The sequence below is a fragment of the Paracoccus sanguinis genome, from assembly GCF_012689545.1.
GTDB lineage: Bacteria > Pseudomonadota > Alphaproteobacteria > Rhodobacterales > Rhodobacteraceae > Paracoccus > Paracoccus panacisoli.
The window spans coordinates 1,096,753-1,113,893 of record NZ_CP051542.1; the positions used below are offsets into that span (position 1 = coordinate 1,096,753).

Sequence of the window (17,141 nt, forward strand, 5' to 3'; positions counted from 1 at the left end):
CCTCACGCGGCCCCCTCGCGCCCCGCCGCATCGGTCGGCGGCGCGGTCATCGCCTCGAGATCGCGCATCAGCGCCTGCTTCGACGCGGCGTAGCCCGCCATCAGCGCCTCGACGTCGAACTGGTCGCCAAGCCCGGTCGCGACCATCCGCTCCCACGTGTCGCAGAGGCGGCAGAAGGCGTTCAGCCCCATGTTGAGCCCGCAGCCCTTCAGGAAATGCAGCCGCTGCTCCATCCGGTCGGGATCGTTCGGGACCATGGTCATGATGGCCCCCTCGATCTCGTCGAGAAACAGCTCGACGAGAGGGGCGAACTCGTCCTCCCCCACCTCGTGGCGCAGCGCCGCCATGCGTTTCCAGTCGATCATCGTCCGCCTCTGGCCAGCCTCTGACGCCGCTTATACGGGCGGCGGGTTCACAAACCGTAAACGCCGTCAAAGCGCGGCTTAACCGGCTGTTCACCCCCGCCCGCTAGACAGGCGGCATGAGGCAGCCGAATCGCCATGCACCCCTTGCCCCCCCTGCCCGGCCCGAGCGCGCGCCGGGCCGGCTGGTGCTGCTGGCCGACGGCAGCCGGGCGCACCGGCGGATGCTGCGCATCCACCTAGAGCGGGCGGGCTACCGGGTGATCGAGGCCGAGAACGGGTCCGAGGCGCTGCGGCTGGCCCGCGCGTCCGAGCCGGACCTGATCCTCTCGGACTGGCATCTCGACGGGCTCTCGGGGCTCGACCTCTGCCGCGCGCACCGGGCCCTGCCGCGGCGCGGCTACGGATTCTTCATCCTGCTGACCACCCGCAACGACAGCGCCGACGTGACCGAGGGGATGGGCGCCGGCGCCGACGATTTCCTGACCAAGCCGATCTCGGGGGCCGAGCTGGTCGCGCGGCTCGGCGCGGCCGAGCGGGTGCTCGACATGCAGGACACGCTGAGCGAGGCGAACGCCAAGCTGCGCGGCGCGCTGGACCGCCTCAGCGCCGCGCAGGAGCAGATCAACACCGACCTGCGCGAGGCCCGCAAGCTGCAGCAGGCGCTGATCCGCGAACGGCAGCGCAGCTTCGGCCCGCTCAGGCTGTCGCTGCTGATGCGGCCCGCGGGGATGATCGGCGGCGACCTGGTGGGGTTCCACCAGATCGACGAGCGCACCGTCGGGCTTTATGCCGTGGATGTCTCGGGTCACGGCGTCGCCTCGGCGCTGATCACGGCGCGGATCGCGACGCAGATCGATTCGCTGTCGCTCGACCACGCGCTGTCGCCGGTGCAGGTCGTCGCGGCGCTGAACGGGCTGATGCTGGACGGGATCCAGACCGATAACTACCTGACCATGATCTACGGCCGGCTGGACCTGCCGACCGGGCGGCTGCAACTGGTGCAGGCCGGCCACCCGCACCCGGCGCTGCAGCGCGCGGGCGGCGGGGTCGAGCGGATCGGCGGCGGCGGCCTACCGGTCGGGGTGATCGAGGCGCCGGTGTTCGAAGAGACGGTGGTGACGCTGGGCAGCGGCGACCGGCTGCTGATCGTGTCGGACGGGATCACCGACGCCTGCTCGCGTCGGGGCGAGCTGCTGGGCGACGAGGGGTTGCGGACGATCCTGCAGCTCAACGCGCCGCTGTCGGGGTTCGGGCTGCTCGAATCGATGTGCTGGTCAGTGTCCGAGTTCGCCTCGGGCGAGCGGCAGGACGACGTCTCGGCGCTGCTGGTCGAGTACCTCGCCCCGGCCGAGGTGGTGCCGGGGCCGCGGGGAGGTGGAGGGTGAGCGCGGTCGGCGGGGAGGGAGGCTGGAAGAAGCCGGGACTGATCGCGGGGAGTCGAGCGGAGGCGCTGAGGCGCGCGGGCGATCGGCAAGGAAGCGTGTTCTACCGTCTCGCACTCCCGCCGCGGGCGCTCGCTTGGCGCGGCAAATCGGCGGGCGGCCGGTTGAGGAGCGCCACTTCCTTGGCGGCGTCCTCGAACTGCCCTACCGCGCCGAAAGATCGGGGGCGGACGGCGGACCAAACAGCCGCTTGCCACATTCGATCCAGGCGTTGGCCGCCGCGCCGGCGAGCTGACCAAGCGGCCCACCTAGCCGACCGCGCGACCGCCGCCGTCCTCAGATCACCAGCACCTGCGTGCCGATCTTGGTCAGGCCGTACAGCTCCTTGATGTGCTCGTTGTAAAGCCCGATGCAGCCGTTCGACGACTTCCGCCCGATCTTGCGCGTGTCGTGGGTGCCGTGGATGCGGTAGTACTGCCAGCTCAGCCACAGCGCGTGGGTGCCGAGCGGGTTGTCCGGTCCGGCAGGCACGAAGTCCGGCCACTCGGGGTTGCGCTTCTTCATCTCGGGGGTGGGCGACCAGGTCGGCCCCTCGACCTTCTTGATGATCTCGGTCCGCCCCTTGCGCGTCAGATCCTCGCTGACCGGGATCGACGTGGGGTAAAGACGGAAGACGGTCTGGTCCTCCGACCAGAAGCTGAGCGCGCGCGAGGTGAAATCCACGAGGATCGCGCCGTTGGTGAGGTTGTCGAAGAACGGCTGCCAGTCGTGCATCCGGAAGCTCGACTGGTTGCGCCGGTTGTCCTGGGTGTCGAACTGCACCACGCCGGCGTCCGGGGTTGCGCCCGCCGCGGGCGCGCCCTGCAGCGGCTGGCCGGTGTAGGGGTCGATCGCCTGCGCGGCAGCGGCGCCGGCGACGCTCGCGACGCCGAGCGCGGCGGAACTGGCGAGAAACCGCCGCCGGTGAAGGGCGGGCGTGGCGATCCGGGTCATGTACGTCTCCTGTCCTGCCGGGCCGTCGAGGCTCTTGTCGGCAACCTGCTTGATTCAGGCCAAGCAGATAGGCGGAGCGCCGCCGATTTCAATTCAAACCCCCGTCACCGCCGCACGACCCCGCCGTCGCTGCGGCGGCGGCGCCACAATCGGGTGGGAGATGTGATGGCGGGTGGCTGGGACTCAGGTGCGGAGACGGGAATTTCTACGAGGCCGCGAGGGGGCGGGACGCGGTGGAGGCGGGCGAAATGGTCAACCGTGCAGGCGCCGCTCAGGACGGGCGCCGCATCACCGGGGGCTGAGATTAGCCCTGAGGCGAAGCGCTTTACGCTGATCCGCAAAATGCTAGCCGACATCGGCGGCTCGGTTTAGCCGGGCAGCCTTGCCCCACAGCACACACCGGCTTGGCTAAGGGTGCCAGCTGTTCCGGCAAGAAAGCACAGCACGGGTCGTTCTCCTTGGAGGCAAAGTGCGTTCGGCCCCTGCCCGGGACTTCTTCGCTCGGACCACCAAAGTCGCCCGCAGGAGGCCGCACGTGGCCAAGGGGCGAAAAAGTTCGGCCACGGCGTGAGGCACGCCTCGACCGATGCCGTGCAGCCAATCACCCGTCGAGCCTGTGTGGTGCGCCGCACCGCGCACCGCCAAACCAGTCAAAGAATGCATGATACGCCGCTCAACGCGCGCGGGGCGCCCGGTGGTACAATTCACGATCCCTCTAAGAGCAATCACGACCCGACCCTCGCGCATTCGAAACACCTATTCGATCACGCTTAAGCGTTCACATCGAGCCGCAACTCACGAAGATGGAAGACCCTCCGCTCAGACAGTTCTGCCTGCCGCAGAGGGGGCACCTTGGAATGCCGTGCCGGCTTGGGAAGCTATGGACGGGTCAGTTAGATTGAACCGGGACTCAGTCTCCCGGCGCAGGGTGCACAGCTCGCCGGGTGGGCACACAGCCTCGTCCGCAAAAACTTAACGCGAAGCGAGCCATGCGTACCGCCCATCGTGCCTCTGCGTTGGAGGCAAGCAAAGCCGTGCTTGACGCTCGGGAGAGATGGAGGAGGCGCTTGGAGCATTCGTGCGCAGCCTGCAGAAGGCCAATGTCACCACCCTTGGCGCTCGGTAAACTACTCGTCTTGGTCAGCGGCGCTTGGGTCGGGATGAAGTCGCCGAGGTGCGCAAGCCTTGGCGTTGGTATCCCGGTGAGCCGCTCGGCAGCCGGACATCCTCGTTCGCCGCGGTTCAGCCAGGCAATGCTGATCTCGTTTTGCGATTAGGTAGCCCCGCATCACCCAGAACGTCAGGGCGCGTGCGCGACTACACCGTCTTTCGGGTCCAGCTTGTCAACCTCGCTGCACGAAACGCAGGGGATCATCGTGGATCACAACGCTGACCGCACTCCCCGGTCCGCCGCCTCACTCCCGCCCGTCGAGCCGCACGAAGTCCAGCACGCTGCCGTCGCCGGGGCGCAGCTTCGACCAGTCGTCGGTCTGGAAATCCACCACCAGCGTCGCCGCCGTGGGATAGCGGCGGAACTCGGGCGAGAGCGGGGGGCGGGCCGGAAGCTGCGCCGCAAAGGCGGCGATGCCGGGGTTGTGGCCGATCATCATCACCGTCGGTGCCGTCGCCGTGCGCAGCACCTTCAGCATCACCTCGGGCGCGGCGTGGTAGAGCGCGGGCTCGAGCCGGACCGGCGGGCGGGTCTCGAACACCGCGCCTGACACGCACTCCCACGTCTCGCAGGTGCGGCGGGCGGGCGAGCAGAGCACCTCCTCGGGGTCATAGCCGCGGCTGGCGAGCCAGTCGCCGAGCGCCCGGGCCGAGCGGCGGCCGCGGGCGTTCAGGGGCCGCTCCTGATCCGGCAGGCTCGGGTCGTCCCAGTCGGACTTGGCGTGGCGGGTCAGGATCAGGCGGCAATGTCCGGGCGGTGTCATCTCGGTCCTTTCCCGCGGGTGCCGGGTCAGACTGCCACCCGCAATGCCGGCCCGCAAGCCACCACGGCGGCTAGATTTTCACGACGGCTAAAGCCCGCTGCCGCCCTGCCTGAGCCCGTGCGGCTTCACCCGCGGCTCGGTCGACCGCATCAGGCTGCCCGCCCCCTGCTCGGTGAAGAGCTCGAGCATGGTCGCGTGCGGCACCCGCCCGTCGAGGATCACCACCGCCCGCACCCCCTCGTCCAGCGCCTTGAGCGCGGTCTCGGTCTTGGGGATCATCCCCCCGGCGATGGTGCCGTCGGCGATCATCGCGCGCACCTGGTCGGGGTGGATCTGGGTCAGCACCTGGCCCGAGCCGTCCTTGACCCCCGCCACGTCGGTCAAGAGCAGCAGCCGGTCGGCCTTGAGCGCGCCGGCGATCGCCCCCGCGGCGGTGTCGCCATTGACGTTGAAGGTCTCGTTGTCGGCCATGCCTGTGGCGACCGGGGCGATGACCGGGATCAGGCCTGCGCCATAGAGGTCGCGGATGATCTGGACGTTCATCTCGATCGGGCGCCCGACGAAGCCCAGCTCGGGGTCGTCGGCCTCGCACACCATCAGGTCGTCGTCCTTGCCCGAGATGCCGATGGCGCGACCGCCGGCGTCGTTGATCGCCTGGACGATGCGCTTGTTCACGAGGCCCGAGAGGACCATCTCGACCACCTGCACGGCCTCTTGCGTGGTGACACGCTTGCCGCGGACGAAGCGGCTTTCGATCCCCAGCCGGTCGAGCAGCTCGTTGATCATCGGCCCGCCGCCGTGAACCACGACCGGGTGGATGCCGACCTGCTTCATCAGCACGATGTCGCGCGCGAACTCGGCCATCGCCGCGTCGTCGCCCATCGCGTTGCCGCCGAACTTCACCACCACCACCGCGCCGGCGTAGCGCTGCATGTAGGGCAGCGCTTCGGCGAGCGTGCGGGCGGTGCTGACGAAATCGCGGTCCATGTTCTGCTGTCTCATCCGGTGGCTGTCCTCAGGGGCGTGGCGCGAAGCTAGGCAAAGCGCGGCCCGAGGTCCAGTCCGGCGGGACCGGCGCGCTCAGAGCAGGAAATCGTCGCGGCCGAGCGCCGTCAGCCGCTCGACCCGGATGGAGAGGTCGGTCACGCGGTCGCCGTCGGCATCCAGCGCGATGCGGACCCCGTCGGAATAGGCGACCAGGATCACCTCGCCCGCGTGGCCGGTGAAGGACCGCCCGCCGAGCCACAGCCCGCCCTCGATCTCCGCGCCGAGCGCCGAGAGGTCGATGCGGTCCTCTCCCCTCACGAAATCGGCGATGGTGTCCTGCCCGCCGGCCGGATCGTCGAGCGCCGAGAAGACGAAGATGTCGGCCCCGGGATCGCCGACGAGCCAGTCGGCCCCCGCCCCGCCGTCCAGCACGTCATCGCCCCCGCCCCCCGACAGCCGGTCGGCGCCGTCGCCGCCGGCCAGCGTGTCGTTGCCCCAGTCGCCCAGCAGCACGTCCGCGTCCGCGCCGCCGTCCAGCGCGTCGTCGCCGGCCTGCCCGTTCAGCGTGTCGTCCCCCTCGCCGCCGTCGAGGGAATCGCTGTCCATCCCGCCGCGCAGCCGGTCGTTGCCGCCGCCGCCGATCAGCAGGTCGCTGCCGCCGTTCCCCCACATCTCGTCGTCGTCCCAGCCGCCGTCGAGCGTGTCGTGCCCGGCCCCGCCGATCAGCCGGTCACGCCCGCCGTCGCCCAGCACCCGGTCGTTGCCGGTGTCGCCGGCCAGCAGATCCTCGCCCATGCCGCCGATCAGGCGGTCGTCGCCGTCCCCGGCAAAGATCGTGTCGTTGCCGCCCTGCCCGCGCAGCGTGTCGGCCCCCTCGCCGCCCAGCAGCACGTCGTTGCCCGATTCGCCCAGCAGCATGTCGTTGCCGGTGGCGCCGGCCATGCGGTCGTCGTCGGCCCCGCCGAAGATCGTGTCGTTGCCCGCCCCGCCGTGCAGCCAGTCCGACCCGCCGACCCCGAGGATCAGGTCGTCGCCGTCCTCGCCCAGCACGAGGTCGTTGCCGGCCGCCGTGACGATGTTGTCGTTGCCGCCGCCGCCCGCGACGAAGTCGTTGCCCGCGCCCGAGCGGATGGTGTCGTTGCCCGAGCCCGCGAACATCCGGTCGCGCCCGGCGCCGGCGAACATCATGTTGTTGCCCGCGATGTCGCGGAACACGTTGTCGCCGTCGGCGTCGAGCAGCAGGTCGTTGCCCGCCCCGCCCACCAGCCGGTCATTGCCGGACAGGCCGAACAGCCGGTCGTCGCCGTCCTCGCCGGCCAGGAAATCGTCGCCGGACCCGCCGTTCAGGCGGTCGGCGCCCGCCCCGCCATACAGGATGTCGTTGCCGTTCTGCCCGGCGAGGCGATCGTCGCCGCCGTCGCCCAGGATCACGTCATGGTCGTCCCCGGCCAGCACGATGTCGTTCATCCCTCCGGCGCGGATGAAATCGTTGCCCCCGCCCGACCAGATCGTGTCTTCGCCATCATCCGCGCTGATGCGGTCGTGGCCGGCGCCGCCGACGATGAAATCCTCGAGCCGGCTGCCGAGGATCGTGTCGTTGCCGGTGAAGCCGTAGACGGTCGAGCCGCCCTCGGTGGCTCGCAGCAGGTCCGCGCGGCCGGTGCCGGTCACCGTCGAGCGCACGTCCGGCGGCTGGTAATGCGCGACGGGGAACATGGCATTGTCGAACCACGACGCCGACAGCGGCTTGCCGTTGTGGCTGTAGACGTTGACCGTCGTCTCGCCGCACTTGATGCGGATGCCCCAGCTCTGGGCGGTCATCTTGACCTGCCAGATCGAGCGGATCATCCCCATCATCGAAAAGTCGAGCCGGTCCACCCCCGCCTCGAAGTCACGGATCGCCACCTGGCCTCGGACCCGCAGGGGCATGAATACGTCGGCCCCCGCCCCGCCATACAGGTCGATGGCGCGCGAGCCGCAGATCAGGATGTCGTCGCCGTCCCCGCCCGAGATCCGCGTCGTGTTCAGCCCGCCCTGGATCAGGTCGTTGCCGTCGGTGCCGACGTGGCGGCCCTGATCGACGTGGCGGGTCTGGCCGATCCGGCCGGGGTCGATCACGAACTGGCTGATCCCGTCCTCGGTGGCCGAGGCGGCAAAGACCACGATGCGCCCGTCGATCACCCGGGTCGCCAGCGCCGAGACATTGGCGAGGCTCATGCCGTCCGCGTCGGCGATGGTGTCGAGATGGACGAGCCGCCCGTCCGGGGTCACGGTGAAGAGGCTCAGCCCGTCGTCCGCGCCGCCCACCACGACGAAGGCGCGGCCGTCGATCTGCACCGCCTCCATCACCGTGGCGGACTGGAAGCGCGTCGTGCGCTCGTCGATGACGTGATCGACCGGCACCAGCCCGCCGCCCGCGACGATCCGCACGGTGGTCAGGGACGACGATCCGGCCGAGCTGACGATGAGGTAGTGCTTGCCCTCGACCTCGACCGCGGCGAGGTCGCGCGGGCCGTTGAAACCGGTGCCGCGGCTGCTGCTGACGAACTGGCCGCTGCCCATCCGTCCGTCCGGGGTGACGACATGGGCGCCGATGTAGTTGCCCAGCGTCGAGGCCTGCACGATCATGTCCACCCCGCCCAGCCGCAGGGTCAGCACGCTGTCGATCTGCCCGCCCGGCGGCATCCGCCCCGGCCAGGCATCGCGCGCCATCAGGCTCAGCCCGCCGTCCGCGCGCTGGTGCCAGATCGACAGCTCGCCCGAGTTGTCGCGCGTGGTCCAGAGCAGCGACCGCCCCGAGGCCGTGGTGAAGCTGCCTGCGTCCAGCAGGCTCGACGGCAGCCCCGCCCCGGAGAGGCCCCGGTCCCCCGCCCCCCGGCCGAGGTCGGGGTCGAGCCAGCGCACGTCCCGCACCCCGCCCGAGATCCCCGCGGTCAGCAGCGCCGTTCCCCCGTTCGGCCGGTCGATCAGCAGCGCCTGCGGCTCGGCCATGTGGCGCAGGCTGCGGGCATAGGCGTAGCTCTCGGCCAGTTGCGGTGCGGTGTCGGCCCCGGTCACGGCATAGATCGACCCGCCGCCCCCCGCATGGGTCGCCCCGACCAGCACCAGCCGGTCGCCCACCTTGCCGAGGGTCAGATCCGTGAGATTACGGACCTGCCCCTGCATGGTCGTTGCGATGTGGCGAAACCCCGTCATGTCCCCGATCCATGTCGTCCACCTTCTTCCCCGTGGACGATCCTGCCGGGCGAGGGGTTAATTTGGGGTAAGATTCGCCGTTGACGCGCCGTTCAACTGTCTCAAATGCCCCTTACAGCCGCGGGAACCTTTTCGGGTTCAGCCGCGGCGGTAGGGACCGAAGGCCGCCGTCTCGGCCATGTCGTCGCCGACGGCGGCATCCTCGTCCTCGAGATGGGCGGCGAGCGCGGCGCGGAACCCCGGGTCGGCGATCCAGTGGATCGAGTGGGTCGCGGCGGGCAGATAGCCGCGCGCCAGCTTGTGTTCGCCCTGCGCCCCGGCCTCGACGCGGGCGAGCCCGTGGGCGATCGCCCAGTCGATGGCGCGGTGGTAGCAGAGCTCGAAATGCAGGAAGGGGTGGTCCTCGATGCAGCCCCAGTAGCGGCCGTAGAGCGTATCGGCGCCGATCAGGTTCAGCGCCCCGGCCACGGGCCTTCCGTCACGCTCAGCAATGACCAGCAGGCAGTCGTCGCGCATCGTCTCGTGCAGCGCCTCGAAGAAGGCGCGGGTCAGATAGGGCCGCCCCCATTTCCGCCCGCCGGTGTCCTGGTAAAAGGCCCACATCGCGTCCCAGTGCCGCGGCGCGATCTCGTCGCCGCGCAGCGCCCGGATCCGGCCGCCGAACTCGTTGGCGCGGGCGCGCTCTTTCCGCAGCGCCTTGCGCTTGCGGCTCGACAGGCGGGAGAGGAAGTCCTCGTAATCGGCGTAGCCGTCGTTCTGCCAGTGGTACTGCGTCGTGGTGCGGCCGAGCCAGCCCTGCGCCTCGCCGAGCCGCCGCTCGGCCTCGGTGCAGAAGGTGACATGGGCCGACGAAAACCCGGCCTGGCCCGCCACCTCGGCCATCGCCGCCAGCAGCGCGGCCTGCACCGCGGGGCTGTCGGCGATCAGCCGGGGGCCGGTCGCGGGGGTGAAGGGCACGGCGGACTGCAGCTTGGGATAATAGCGCCCGCCGGCGCGCTGCCACGCATCGGCCCAGTGATGGTCGAAGATGTATTCGCCCTGGCTGTGGGTCTTGAGATAGAGCGGCGCGACGCCGACGACCGCGGCCCTCTCACGCGCGACCAGATGGGCGGGCTGCCACCCCGGCCCCCGCCCGACCGAGCCCGACGCCTCGAGCGCGGCGAGGAAGCGGTGGGTGGTGAAGGGATCGCCGCGCAGCCCCGCTGCCGCGCCGCAGCCGTCCCAGGCGGTCGCTTCGATTTCCGCGATCGCGGCCAGGACGGACACTCTCAGATCAGCCATGCCGGGAAGATAGGTGGCGTTGGGCCGACGTCAACGCCGGCCGGGGCGCTGCCCCGGACCCAGGGATACTTGGGTCCAGCCCGAGGTGAGCCGGGCGTTTGCGCGGGACGGGGCGCGCCCTTGTGTGCGCGCCCCGCCTCAGCCTGGTTCAGGCCCGGACCAAGGCCTCGTAGTCCTCGGCGATCTTGCGCGTCGTGGCGCCGACCTGGAAGTGCCAGTCGTCGCCGATCTGGGCCACCGGGGTCACCTCGGCGGCCGAGCCGGTCAGGAAGCATTCCTGGAAGTCCGAGACCTCCTCGGGCAGGATGTGGCGCTCGTGCACGACCATGCCCTGGTCCTTGCACATCTGGATGATGGTCTGCCGGGTGATGCCGTTCAGGAACGCATCGGCGAGCGGGGTGTGAATCTCGCCGTCCTTCACGAAGAACACGTTAGCGCCGGTCGCCTCGGCCACGTAGCCGCGATAGTCCATGAACAGCGCGTCCGAGCAGCCCTTCTTCTCGGCCGCGTGCTTGGACATGGTGCAGATCATGTAGAGCCCCGCCGCCTTCGCCGCCGCCGGGATCGTCTCGGGGCTCGGCCGCTTCCACTTCGAGATGTCGAGCTTGGCGCCCTGCCACTTCGCGTCGCCGTAGTAGCTGCCCCACTCCCACGTGCAGATCGCCAGCCGCACCGGGTTGTGGCTGGCCGCGACCCCCATGTCGGGGCCGGCGCCGCGGAAGGCGATGGCGCGGACATAGGCGTTGGTGAAGCCATTGGCCTTGAGCACCTCCTCCTTGGCCGCGACGATCTGGTCGGCGGTCCACGGGATCTCCATGTCGATCAGCTCGCCGGACTTGAGCAGCCGCTCGGCGTGCTCGCGCGACTTGAAGATCTTGCCGTCGTAGCAGCGCTCGCCCTCGAATACGGCGCTGGCATAGTGGAGGGCATGGGTGAGAATGTGGACGCGCGCATCGCGCCAGTCCACCAGCTCTCCGTCCATCCAGATCTTGCCGTCGCGATCCTCGTAACTCGCTGCCATGTCAGCCCCCGACCTCAGGTCATTTTCAGATTGTGTCGCGCCTGCCCCCTTTCGGTGGCAGAAAATTGCGCCACGGCCAGCGGTAGAGATTGATTCTTGGAAAGTCAACAACGCTGTCCTATCATGGCCGCCATGACTGTGAGGCAACGATGCAGAACGCGGGACTGAAGACGGGCGCGCGCGACGCGCAACGCGAGGCGCGGCGCGATCCCCGCGCGACCGGCGCCGGCGTGGCGCAGGCGGCGGCAAGCGGGCTGGGCGCGGGGCTCGGGGCACCGGGCGTGCCGGCGGGCGCCGAAACCCTGCTGTCGCTCACCGACGAGCAGATCCGGCGCGGGATGGAGGCGATGTATTTCGCCTATCGCGCCTTCACCTCGGACCCCGACCTGATCCTCGCCGAGATCGGCTATGGCCGCGCCCATCACCGGGCGCTCTATTTCATCCACCGCGACTCGGGGCTGACCGTGACCGCGCTGCTCGAGGTGCTGGGCGTCACCAAGCAGTCGCTCAACCGCGTGCTCAGGGCGCTGATCGAGGACGGGCTGGTCGACAGCCGCATCGGTCGCCGCGACCGGCGCGAGCGGCAGCTCACCCTCACCGACAAGGGCGCGGCGCTGGAGCGGCGGCTGTCGGAGAGCCAGCGGGCGCGGATGCGCGCCGCCTATCGCGCCGCCGGGCCGCAGGCGGTGACCGGCTTCCGGCAGGTGCTCGAGGCGATGATGGACGGCGAGACGCGAGCCCAGTTCCAGGCGCTGCGCGACGCCCCGCCCGCCCCCGGCGAGGTCGGCGCGGGGCCGCGCGGATGACCCGACCCGAGCCCGCCCCCGACGCCCATCTGCTGATCGTGGACGATGATGAGCGGATCCGCAGCCTGCTGCGCCGATTCCTCGTCCGCAGCGGCTATTTCGTCACCACCGCGCGGGATGCCGCCCAGGCGCGGCGGCTGCTCGCGGGGCTCGACTTCGACCTCATCGTGCTCGACGTGATGATGCCGGGGGAAGACGGGCTGACGCTGACCCGCGACCTGCGGCGGAAGAGCCAGACCCCGGTGCTGCTGCTGACCGCGCGGGGCGAGACCGACGACCGCATCCGCGGGCTCGAATCGGGGGCCGACGACTACCTCGCCAAGCCCTTCGAGCCGCGCGAGCTGCTGCTCAGGATCGCCGCGATCCTCCGCCGGGTGCCCGCGGCGGCGGCGAGCGGGCCGAAGTACCTGACCCTCGGCCCGCTGCGCTACGACGCCGGCAAGGGCGAGCTCTGGCAGGGCGAGAGCCCCGTCCGCCTGACCGGCAGCGAGCAGACGCTGATGCGCCGCCTGGCCGAGAGCCCCGGCGAGCCGGTGGACCGCCCGACGCTGATCGAGGTGCTGGGCCGCGACCCCGACGAGGGCGGCGAGAACTCGGAACGCGCCATCGACGTGCAGATCACCCGGCTGCGCCGCAAGCTCGAGCCCGACCCGCGCGAGCCGCGCTACCTGCAGACCGTGCGGGGCGCGGGGTACATGCTGGTGCCGGACTGAGGGCCCCCTCGGGCTGGACCCGAATATCCCGGGGGTGAGGCGGACCAGCACACGGTCCAGTGGACCGTGTGCCCTCCGAACGCCCGAGCCCCCGGGCGAGGGCCGGGGCTGGCCCCCGGGGTGCGGCGACTCAGTCCAGCAGACCGCGCAGATACCGCCCGTAATCGTTCTTCCCGAAGAGCTTGGCGCGCGCCGTCAGCGCCTCGGCGTCGATCCAGCCGCAGTCATAGGCGATCTCGTCGGGGCTGCCCGACTGCATCCCCTGCCGCTTCTCGAGCGTGCGGACGAAGTTCCCGGCGTCCAGCAGGCTGCCGTGCGTCCCGGTGTCGAGCCACGCATAACCGCGCCCCATGCGCTCGACGTTGAGCCGCCCCTCGTGCAGGTAGGTCTCGAGCAGCGTGGTGATCTCAAGCTCGCCGCGGTCCGAGGGGGCCACCGCGCGGGCCCGGCGGGGGGCGTCGGCGTCGAGGAAATAGAGCCCCGTCACCGCGTAGTTCGAGGGCGGCACGGCGGGCTTCTCGATGATCTCGCGGGCCCGCCCTGCGGCGTCAAAGGCGACCACACCGTAGCGCTCGGGGTCGGCGACGTGGTAGCCGAAGACCGTCGCCTCCTCGCGCGCGTCGGCGGTCCTGAGCAGCTCGGTCAGCCCGTGGCCAAAAAAGATGTTGTCGCCCAGCACCATCGCCGAGGGGGCGCCAGCCAGGAACTCTTCGGCGAGGATATAGGCCTGCGCCAGCCCGTCCGGCGAGGGCTGCACGATCCAGGTGAAGCGCACCCCCCACTGGCTGCCGTCCCCCAGAAGGCGCTGGAACTGCGCTTGGTCGTCGGGGGTGGTGATGATGGCGATCTCGCGGATGCCGGTCAGCATCAGCACCGAGATCGGGTAGTAGATCATCGGCTTGTCATAGACCGGCAGCAGCTGCTTCGAGACGCCCATCGTGATCGGGTAGAGCCGCGTCCCGGACCCTCCGGCGAGGATGATGCCCTTGCGCTGCTGGCGGGGGGTGGTCATGCGTCAAGCTCCGTGATGACGGCGGCAAGGCCCGTGCGCCAGTCCGGGCGCGCGATGCCGAAGTCGCGGGTGATGGCGGTGCAGTCGAGCCGCGAGTTGAGCGGCCGGCGCGCCGGGGTGGGATAGGCCGAGGTCGGGATGTCCTCGACCGCGGGCGACAGGCCCGAGCGGGCGAAGATCTCGCGCGCGAAGTCGGCCCAGCTCACGTCCGGGGCGCCGGCGAAGTGGTAGATCCCGCCCTTCGAGGGGTCGGCCTGCATCTGCCGCGCCATCGACAGCAGCGCGGCGGCGATGTCGGCGGCGGGGGTGGGGCCGCCGATCTGGTCGGCGACGATGGTCAGCCGGTCGCGCTCGGCCCCGAGGCGGCGCATCGTCTTGACGAAGTTCGTGCCATGGGCCGAGAACACCCAGCTCGTCCTGAGCACCGCCCACTGGCCGCCGGAGGCGGCGATGGCGCGCTCACCCTCGAGCTTGGTGGTGCCGTAGACGCCGATCGGCCCGGCCGGGTCGCCCTCGCGCCGGGGCGCGTCGCCGCTGCCGTCGAACACGTAGTCGGTCGAGACATGGACGAACGGGATGCCGAGCCCGGCGCAGGCGACCGCCATCGCCTCGGGCGCGTCGCGGTTGATGAGCCGGGCGAGGTCGGGCTCGGATTCCGCGCGGTCCACGGCGGTATAGGCGGCGGCGTTGATGACGGCCGCGGGCGTGCGCGCGCGGATCAGCGCGGCACAGTCGTCGGGGCGGGTCAGGTCGGCCTCGTCGCGCCCGGCGAACTGCGCCTCGGGCGCCAGCCGCGCGAGCTCCCGCGCCACCTGCCCGGTCCGGCCGAAGATCAGTAACCCGCTCATGCCGCATCCCCTTTGCGTTCGTCCGGTCCCGCACCGCCCAGCGCGTCGAGTCGCGCGGCCATCGTCTCGATCACCAGCGCGGACGCCGGATCGCCGCCCTGCGCCTCGGCCAGCGCCGGCAGGCGGGCGACCGCGGCGGACAGGGCCTCTGCCTGCGCGGCGAGCCCCGGCCCGTGTGCCGCCTCGAGCGCGCGCAGGCTGTCGTTGCGGCTGTCGAGCGCCTGTTGGAGCAGCGCGAGCAGCGGGCCCGACAGCGCCGCATCGCTGCCGTCCGGCGCGTCGGCCAGCGCGTTGATCGCCCGGATCACCGGCACCACCGCGTCCGACACCGATTCGTGCCGGCGCGGCGGCGCGCTGGCGCCGGTCAGGTCGATGTCCAAGAGCCGGCCCAGCGCCGGCAGCCAGTCGCCGTCCGCGTCGATCTCGGTCAGGTCGCGGGCGCCGTAGGCCGCGCCGAGGTCGCGGCCCAGCCGGCGCACGTCGCCGAGCCGCCGCACCCGCGGCAGCGCCGCGAAATCGGCCAGCCCCACGGCAAGCCCGTATTCGTCGGCGTTGGCCGCGGGGTTCAGCATGAAGTCCTTCCACATCGCGCGCACCCAGTCGCCGGGTGCCCGCGTCATCAGGATCAGCCGCACGTCCCAGCCCGCGGTCACCGCGCGGAACCACTCGAGATGGGCGGGGTCGAAATCGTCGAGATGCCGGCTCAGCCCCTCGGCCGAGATCAGCACGTCGCCCGAGGCCGCCGCCAGCGCCTGCTCCAGCCGCGCGTCGGGGCCGAAGCGCAGCGCGTTGACCAGCCACTGGTGGCGAGCGGCCATGTGGTCCGTCGCTTCGGGCTCAGGCCAGTCGAGGCCCTGCCGGGCCAGCAGCGCCCGGTTCGTCCCGGCCCAGTCCTGCACCGCCGACGAGCCGCATTTGGGCAGCCCGACGTGCCGGAACAGGGACCGCGGCCCGACCATCAGCCGGTCCCCAGCCGCGCGCCCACCCCTTCGCGCGCCAGCAGCGGCCGCCACCACGCCTCGTTCTCGAGATACCAGGCGACGGTGCGGCGCAGCCCCTCCTCGACCGTGACCGAGGGGCGCCAGCCCAGCTCGGTGCGGATGCGGGTCGGGTCGATGGCATAGCGGCGGTCATGGCCGGGGCGGTCGGCGACGAAGGTGATCAGCCGGTCGTGCGGCGCGCCTTGCGGCCGCATGGTGTCCAGGTGGCCGCAGATGGTCCGCACGAGCTCGATGTTCTTCGCCTCGTTCTCGCCGCCGATGTTGTAGCTGCGCCCGACCTCGCCCCGCATGAGGCAGGTCAGCAGCGCGTCGGCGTGATCCTCGACATACAGCCAGTCGCGGACGTTGCCGCCGTCGCCGTAGACCGGGATCGGCTGCCCGGCGAGCGCCCGCAGGATCACCACCGGCACCAGCTTCTCGGGAAAGTGATAGGGCCCGTAGTTGTTCGAGCAGTTGGTCAGCACCACCGGCAGGCCGTAGGTTTCGTGCCACGCGCGCACCAGATGGTCCGATGCCGCCTTGCTGGCCGAATAGGGCGAGCGCGGGTCGTAGGGCGTCTCTTCGGTGAACTTGACCGAGGCGTCGTCGGGCAGCGAGCCGAACACCTCGTCGGTCGAGATATGATGGAAGCGGAACCCCTCGGGCCGCCCGGCGGCGGTCCAGTAGGCCCGCGCCGCCTCGAGCAGGTTGTAGGTGCCGGTGACGTTCGTCTCGATGAAGGCCCCCGGCCCGTCGATCGAGCGGTCCACGTGGCTTTCGGCCGCGAGATGCATCACCGCGTCCGGGCGGTGGGTGGCAAACACCCGGTCGAGCGCCGCGCGGTCGCGGATGTCGGCGTGCTCGAAGGCGTAGAGCGGGCTCTCCGCGACGCTGGCCACGTTCTCGAGGTTCGCGGCATAGGTCAGCGCGTCGAGGTTGACGACGCCGTGCCCCGCCGCCACCGCCTGACGCACGACGGCCGAGCCGATGAACCCGGCGCCGCCGGTGACGAGGATCTTCATGCCCGGACCTCCGCGTTCCCGGCCCAGACGGGCGCGGGGAAGTCGGAAAGGTCGAAGGGCGAATCCCAGTCGGCGAAGGCGGGGGCGGTAGTGTCCTTCTCGGACAGCACCGGCGCGTCCGTTCCCCAGTCCACGCCCACGCTGTCCCAGCGCACCCCGCCGTCCGCGGCGCGGTCGTAGTGGTCGGTGCATTTGTAGACGACTTCGGTCATGTCCTCGCGGGTGACGAAGCCGTGCAGGAAGCCCGCCGGCACCCACAGCTGGCGGCCGTTCTCGGCGCTGAGTTCGACGCCGACCCACTGGCCGTAATGCGGGCTGCCGCGCCGCGCATCCACCGCCACGTCGTAAAGCCGCCCGCGCCCGCAGCGCACCAGCTTGCCCTGCGCGTGCGGCGGCGCCTGGTAGTGCAGCCCCCTGAGCGTGCCTGCCTTGGCCGACAACGAATGGTTGTCCTGCACGAACTCGGGCAGCTCCAGCCCCGCCTCGACCAGCGTCCGGCGGTTCCAGCTTTCCGAGAAGAACCCCCGGTGGTCGCCGAACCGCGGCGGGGTGAGGATCAGCACGCCGGGAAGCGCGGTGGGTTCGATCAGCATCGGCGGGCC

General features: G+C 70.8%; 15 protein-coding genes. 3 read left to right on the forward strand and 12 right to left on the reverse strand.

Annotation, left to right across the window (positions count from 1 at the left end):
- Window positions 1-2 precede the first annotated feature (2 nt).
- The gene (locus HGN31_RS05240) at window positions 3-365 is read right to left on the reverse strand and encodes an Hpt domain-containing protein (protein WP_168782548.1); all 363 of its coding nucleotides are present in this window, start codon (window positions 363-365) and stop codon (window positions 3-5) included.
- Window positions 366-481: 116 nt separating this feature from the next.
- Between HGN31_RS05240 and HGN31_RS05245 the strand changes: the two genes are divergently transcribed.
- Complete coding sequence (locus HGN31_RS05245) at window positions 482-1,750, forward strand: PP2C family protein-serine/threonine phosphatase (protein WP_168782549.1); 1,269 nt, start codon at window positions 482-484, stop codon at window positions 1,748-1,750.
- A 333-nt stretch (window positions 1,751-2,083) separates the two neighbouring features.
- Here the strand turns inward: HGN31_RS05245 and HGN31_RS05250 are convergent, their stop codons facing one another.
- The 6 genes from HGN31_RS05250 to HGN31_RS05275 form a co-directional block, all read right to left on the reverse strand.
- The gene (locus HGN31_RS05250) at window positions 2,084-2,740 is read right to left on the reverse strand and encodes a L,D-transpeptidase (RefSeq protein WP_168782550.1); all 657 of its coding nucleotides are present in this window, start codon (window positions 2,738-2,740) and stop codon (window positions 2,084-2,086) included.
- Between the two features lie 1,415 nt (window positions 2,741-4,155).
- Window positions 4,156-4,674, reverse strand: a complete 519-nt coding sequence (locus HGN31_RS05255; protein WP_036711806.1) for a SixA phosphatase family protein — start codon at window positions 4,672-4,674, stop codon at window positions 4,156-4,158.
- An 87-nt stretch (window positions 4,675-4,761) separates the two neighbouring features.
- Window positions 4,762-5,661 carry an acetylglutamate kinase gene (argB, locus tag HGN31_RS05260; RefSeq protein WP_036711816.1) on the reverse strand — a complete coding sequence of 300 codons (900 nt, stop codon included), beginning with the start codon at window positions 5,659-5,661 and terminating at the stop codon, window positions 4,762-4,764.
- Window positions 5,662-5,754: 93 nt separating this feature from the next.
- Window positions 5,755-8,856 carry a calcium-binding protein gene (locus HGN31_RS16650; RefSeq protein ID WP_280529902.1) on the reverse strand — a complete coding sequence of 1,034 codons (3,102 nt, stop codon included), beginning with the start codon at window positions 8,854-8,856 and terminating at the stop codon, window positions 5,755-5,757.
- A gap of 138 nt (window positions 8,857-8,994) precedes the next feature.
- The gene (locus tag HGN31_RS05270; RefSeq protein WP_036712440.1) at window positions 8,995-10,137 is read right to left on the reverse strand and encodes a GNAT family N-acetyltransferase; all 1,143 of its coding nucleotides are present in this window, start codon (window positions 10,135-10,137) and stop codon (window positions 8,995-8,997) included.
- A gap of 148 nt (window positions 10,138-10,285) precedes the next feature.
- Window positions 10,286-11,158, reverse strand: coding sequence for a branched-chain amino acid aminotransferase (locus tag HGN31_RS05275; protein ID WP_036712442.1), 873 nt, complete (start codon window positions 11,156-11,158; stop codon window positions 10,286-10,288).
- A gap of 254 nt (window positions 11,159-11,412) precedes the next feature.
- Between HGN31_RS05275 and HGN31_RS05280 the strand changes: the two genes are divergently transcribed.
- Together HGN31_RS05280 and HGN31_RS05285 are read left to right on the forward strand one after the other, a co-directional pair.
- A complete protein-coding gene (locus HGN31_RS05280; RefSeq protein ID WP_052513243.1) occupies window positions 11,413-11,964 on the forward strand; it encodes a MarR family winged helix-turn-helix transcriptional regulator in 552 nt (183 codons plus the stop codon).
- A complete protein-coding gene (locus HGN31_RS05285; protein WP_036703183.1) occupies window positions 11,961-12,677 on the forward strand; it encodes a response regulator in 717 nt (238 codons plus the stop codon). Before HGN31_RS05280 ends, HGN31_RS05285 begins: the two co-directional genes overlap by 4 nt.
- A 130-nt stretch (window positions 12,678-12,807) precedes the next feature.
- Here the strand turns inward: HGN31_RS05285 and rfbA are convergent, their stop codons facing one another.
- From rfbA to rfbC, 5 genes are read right to left on the reverse strand one after another with little or no spacing between them, the layout of a single operon-like run.
- Window positions 12,808-13,689 carry a glucose-1-phosphate thymidylyltransferase RfbA gene (rfbA, locus tag HGN31_RS05290; protein ID WP_168782551.1) on the reverse strand — a complete coding sequence of 294 codons (882 nt, stop codon included), beginning with the start codon at window positions 13,687-13,689 and terminating at the stop codon, window positions 12,808-12,810.
- Window positions 13,686-14,537: a dTDP-4-dehydrorhamnose reductase gene (gene rfbD / locus HGN31_RS05295; RefSeq protein WP_168782552.1), complete on the reverse strand. Its 852-nt coding sequence runs from the start codon at window positions 14,535-14,537 to the stop codon at window positions 13,686-13,688. Before rfbD ends, rfbA begins: the two co-directional genes overlap by 4 nt.
- The gene (locus HGN31_RS05300; RefSeq protein WP_168782553.1) at window positions 14,534-15,496 is read right to left on the reverse strand and encodes a hypothetical protein; all 963 of its coding nucleotides are present in this window, start codon (window positions 15,494-15,496) and stop codon (window positions 14,534-14,536) included. Before HGN31_RS05300 ends, rfbD begins: the two co-directional genes overlap by 4 nt.
- Complete coding sequence (gene rfbB, locus HGN31_RS05305; RefSeq protein ID WP_168782554.1) at window positions 15,496-16,539, reverse strand: dTDP-glucose 4,6-dehydratase; 1,044 nt, start codon at window positions 16,537-16,539, stop codon at window positions 15,496-15,498. The genes HGN31_RS05300 and rfbB overlap by 1 nt, the downstream gene beginning before the upstream one ends.
- On the reverse strand, window positions 16,536-17,132 hold the full coding sequence (gene rfbC, locus HGN31_RS05310; protein ID WP_168782555.1) for a dTDP-4-dehydrorhamnose 3,5-epimerase: 597 nt from the start codon (window positions 17,130-17,132) through the stop codon (window positions 16,536-16,538). The genes rfbB and rfbC overlap by 4 nt, the downstream gene beginning before the upstream one ends.
- Window positions 17,133-17,141: the final 9 nt, after the last annotated feature.